3 protein-coding genes and 1 pseudogene are annotated in these 3,517 nt (G+C 68.5%); 1 reads left to right on the top strand and 3 read right to left on the bottom strand.

Going from position 1 to position 3,517, the window contains the following annotated elements:
• Both BCD48_RS16065 and BCD48_RS16060 read right to left on the bottom strand, forming a co-directional pair.
• Positions 1-201 (bottom strand): annotated as a pseudogene (locus BCD48_RS16065) (IS5/IS1182 family transposase); the annotation flags it as partial.
• A gap of 106 nt (positions 202-307) precedes the next feature.
• On the bottom strand, positions 308-1,078 hold the full coding sequence (locus BCD48_RS16060) for a hypothetical protein (RefSeq protein WP_071049213.1): 771 nt from the start codon (positions 1,076-1,078) through the stop codon (positions 308-310).
• A gap of 391 nt (positions 1,079-1,469) precedes the next feature.
• Here BCD48_RS16060 and BCD48_RS16055 point away from each other — a divergent pair, with 391 nt between their 5' ends.
• Entirely contained in the window at positions 1,470-2,543 is a 1,074-nt protein-coding gene (locus BCD48_RS16055) for a Rieske 2Fe-2S domain-containing protein (RefSeq protein WP_083418725.1), read from the top strand.
• Positions 2,544-2,738: 195 nt separating this feature from the next.
• On the opposite strand, the gene BCD48_RS51295 is transcribed toward BCD48_RS16055, so the two are convergent.
• Positions 2,739-3,517, bottom strand: a 779-nt coding sequence (locus BCD48_RS51295; protein WP_491677140.1) for a transposase family protein, incomplete at its 5' end; no start/stop codon positions are given.

Below are 3,517 nucleotides of genomic sequence, written 5' to 3'. Positions count from 1 at the left end.
CACTCCATGATCCCCGAAGAGCTGTCTGGCCCTGAGGCCGTCACAGAACCAGCGCAGGACCATGACGGCCTGTTCCAGCGCGGACAGCGTGCGGGTGCCGTCGCGGGTGCCACGGCGTTGACGCTCCGCGACGAGAAGACCCGCCAGGCGGAAGACGGTGTGATCGCCGAGGGGCAACTCGGCGGTGTATGTGAAACTCATCGAGGCGCGGGGTTCCCTGGGGTTGATCTTTGGTCGGAGCAACCTTCCTATCGGAGCCCCGCGCCCTCGTTGTCACAGCCCCAGGGATACTCACACCCCGTAACAGTCACCGAACGTCACAGGTCGTTGCTGGGAATGGCTCAATGTCCGCCGCTCGCAGGAGCTCGTCACCGTCGGGCATGCTCGGGTCGGACAGCGCGATTCCGACACTGGCCGATTCCGACCCTCCGTGACCGTCGGTAGTCGTCGGCGCGACCAGCCGCTCCAGGATGCGGTCGGCGATCGGGAGGATGTCGGCATCCGAACCGATCGGCGTCCGTGTCACCGTCCGTGCCAGCGTCGGCCGTGTGGTCGGAGCGCCGGATGCGGACCGCGGCGTCCAGGTGTTCGGCGAGGACGACCTCCCCACGCGCCGCCACAGTACGTCGGGCTCGAGGCTCTCCAACGCCCGCGGGGCGAGGTCGGCCAGGATGGCCTGTTCCGCTGAGCGCTGGCGAACCTGCTCCAACGCCCGTTCACGCGCCGTGACCTCGGTGGAGAGGACCGCGACGCAGAGGGCCGACCCGTAGACGACAGGGAACAGGTGCAGATCGAAGGAGCGGTCGTCCATCGAGTGGATTTCGTGGATGTGCTCGCCTGCGCGGGAGCGGCGCACCATCGCCTGCAGCCGCGGGTGCCCCTGGAGGATCTTGTCGATGCTGTCCCCGTCCTTGACGGGCATCGTCTGTGCGGCTTGCGGGTTCGCGGTGTCGGTCCGGTAGAGGACGCGGCCCTCGGCGTCGGCCAGGACGATCGACACCGGCGCGTTCTCGAGTACCAGCCCCAGGCGGAACTCGGCGGCCACCTGCTCGGTGACGTCCTGAATCTGAGAGATCATCAGCGGTATGTCTGGGCCGTCGGGGTCGACGACGGCGGGTGACGTCGCGCGAGGCGGGCATCAGCGCCGTCGACTCCCACCAGCCTGCCCAACAGCTGCCGGCTCACCGAGACCTTGTAGGCCGAGTGGCGGCACGCTGGGCACAAGGCATCCCTCTTGGGGCACACATCGTGGCGGAGCCGGTCCGCGCCGCCGCTGTCGAGGCGCTCGCCGAGCCAACGCCGCCGCGACCCACGACCGCGTCGCCTCGACGGCCCGTCGCCTGGGGACCCGGCTCTTGACAGTGACATGTAGGAGCGGCACACTCGAATCTTGCCGTCAGAAACGATAATATACCGGAAATCGGCGACTTTGCCCCGCAGGGCCGATTCCTCCGAATGAAGGAGATGCCATGAGCGTCGTTGCTCGCCCGGAAACTCTGCCCCTTGGCGGGGCGCCGACGTTCCCGAGTCGGATGTGGTGGGTGGCGGCGCGTTCCGCGGAGGTGGGAAGCGACCTCCTCGCCCGGCGGATCGCCGACCGGCCAATGGTGTTGTACCGAACCAATGAGGGAGCCGTCGTCGCCATCGACGACATGTGCCCACACCGCTGGCTGCCCCTGTCGAAAGGCCGCAGGGAGGGCGACCAAGTCAGGTGCGGCTACCACGGGCTGTTGTTCAACCACGACGGGTCATGCGCCGAAGTTCCATCCCAGCCGGAGGTGTCCACCCGCGTTGCCGTGCGGACCTACGCCGTCATCGAGCGGGCGCCGTGGGTCTGGGTGTGGACAGGCGACGGCGACGATGCCGACCCCACCGAGATCCCTGCCTACCCGTGGCTGACCAACCCCGACTGGCGTATGGACGAGGCGTATCTGCCGATGGCTGCCAACTACCTGCGCGGCCACGAGAACGTCCTCGATCTCAGCCATTTCGACTATCTGCACCCCGGGGGGCTAGCCACCCAAGAATGGACGAGAGTACGGCCGAGCCTCAGTATCGAAGACGGCGTGCTGGTTGAGGTCCGTGACCTGCGCTCGGCACCGGCAGCGCCGAACGCCGCAGCGATGGGGGTAGAGCCGGGTTCACTCGTTGATCGACGTAATGAGAGCAGGGTTCCGACGCCAGCCCTGCACATCGCGACGACCACGTTGCGCAGCCCGGCTGGCGACGGGCACGAGTACCACGGGGCCGTCCTGCACGCGTTCACTCCCGAGACGGAGCGAACGAGTCATTACTTCTTCGCGGCAGCGCGCGATTGGCGCGTGGACGACAGCGAGTTCGACGAGCGGTTCTGGCAGATGGCGCTCTTTACCTTCAACCAGGACAAGGATGCGCTGGAGGCCGTCGAACAAGTAGCGCTCACCCATCCGGGTCCGTTGCGCGAGTTCAGCGTACGCTCCGACAAATCCGGCCTGCGGCTGCGCCGGCTCGTGAAGGAGCTCATTGCCGACGAAGCGCGAGGACAAGCCAAGTCCGAGGACTAGCCTCGATCTTTCGTGCGCCCAGCAGACAGTGGGAGGTGACGCCGTGTGAGCGGCTGATCTCGCTGGCGTAAGCTCGTCGTCGCTTGCCGGTGGAAGTCCGGTCCGGGTAGCTGCCAGGAGGCCCGGTAGCAGGCTGGCGGCTCGGCTGGGTAACTGGCGGTGGTTTGTTGTGATCGGCAATTCGTGATCGGTGATCTACGGGGGTAGGTAGAGGCAGAGTCGGTGTCCGGCCAGCAGGGTGCCGGTCAGTTCGCGGAGYGGGCGGGGCATCGGGGYGGTGGTCCAGGCCTGCCAGATGCGTAGCAGGAGGCACAGGGGGGTCAGGSRGGCGCGGACCTGTCGGAGGCTGACGGGCCAGCACGGCGGCGTGGTGCGGGTTGTCCGCCCGTCGTCGGGTGGGGCGGGTGTGGGTGGCTCGGCGGGGGTGGTGTCGTGCCAGCACAGGCTGAACGCGCAGTTGACCAGGGTCCAGTGGCGGGCGATCGCGGTGGCGGAGCGGACCTGGAAGTCGGCCCAGCCCAGTTCGTGCTTGACCTGCTTGTAGTCCTGTTCGACCCAGCCGCGCAGCCCGTACAGGTAGACGATCTCGTCGTGGGTGGCGGGTGGGAACGCCGGCGCCGGGGTGGTGGGCAGGTCGGGGCGGGGCAGGGTGGTGGCCAGGTACCAGGTGCTGGTGGTCGGCAGGGTGGCCGGGTCGGTGGTGGCCACGACCAGCCGSAYCGGCCCGCCGATSCGGTAGGGGCCGGCCCGGCAGTCGGTGGCCCACCAGGTCTCGGTGTGCCCGTCGCGGTAGGTGCGCCTCACCGGTGTCCACTGGCCGGGCCGGGCGGGGCTGGTCCAGACCCGTGCGCGGGCGGCCTGCGCCGGGGTGCGCAGCTCGGTGTCCTCGTCGGGGCGGGACAGTTCCTGGTGCGGTTTGAGGGCCAGCACGAACGGCACCCCGGTCTCGCGTAGCTCGGCGACCAGCCCGGGGC

The organism is Pseudofrankia coriaricola (assembly GCF_001854805.1).
GTDB lineage: Bacteria > Actinomycetota > Actinomycetes > Frankiales > Frankiaceae > Pseudofrankia.
This window is presented reverse-complemented; position numbering and strand designations above follow the sequence as displayed.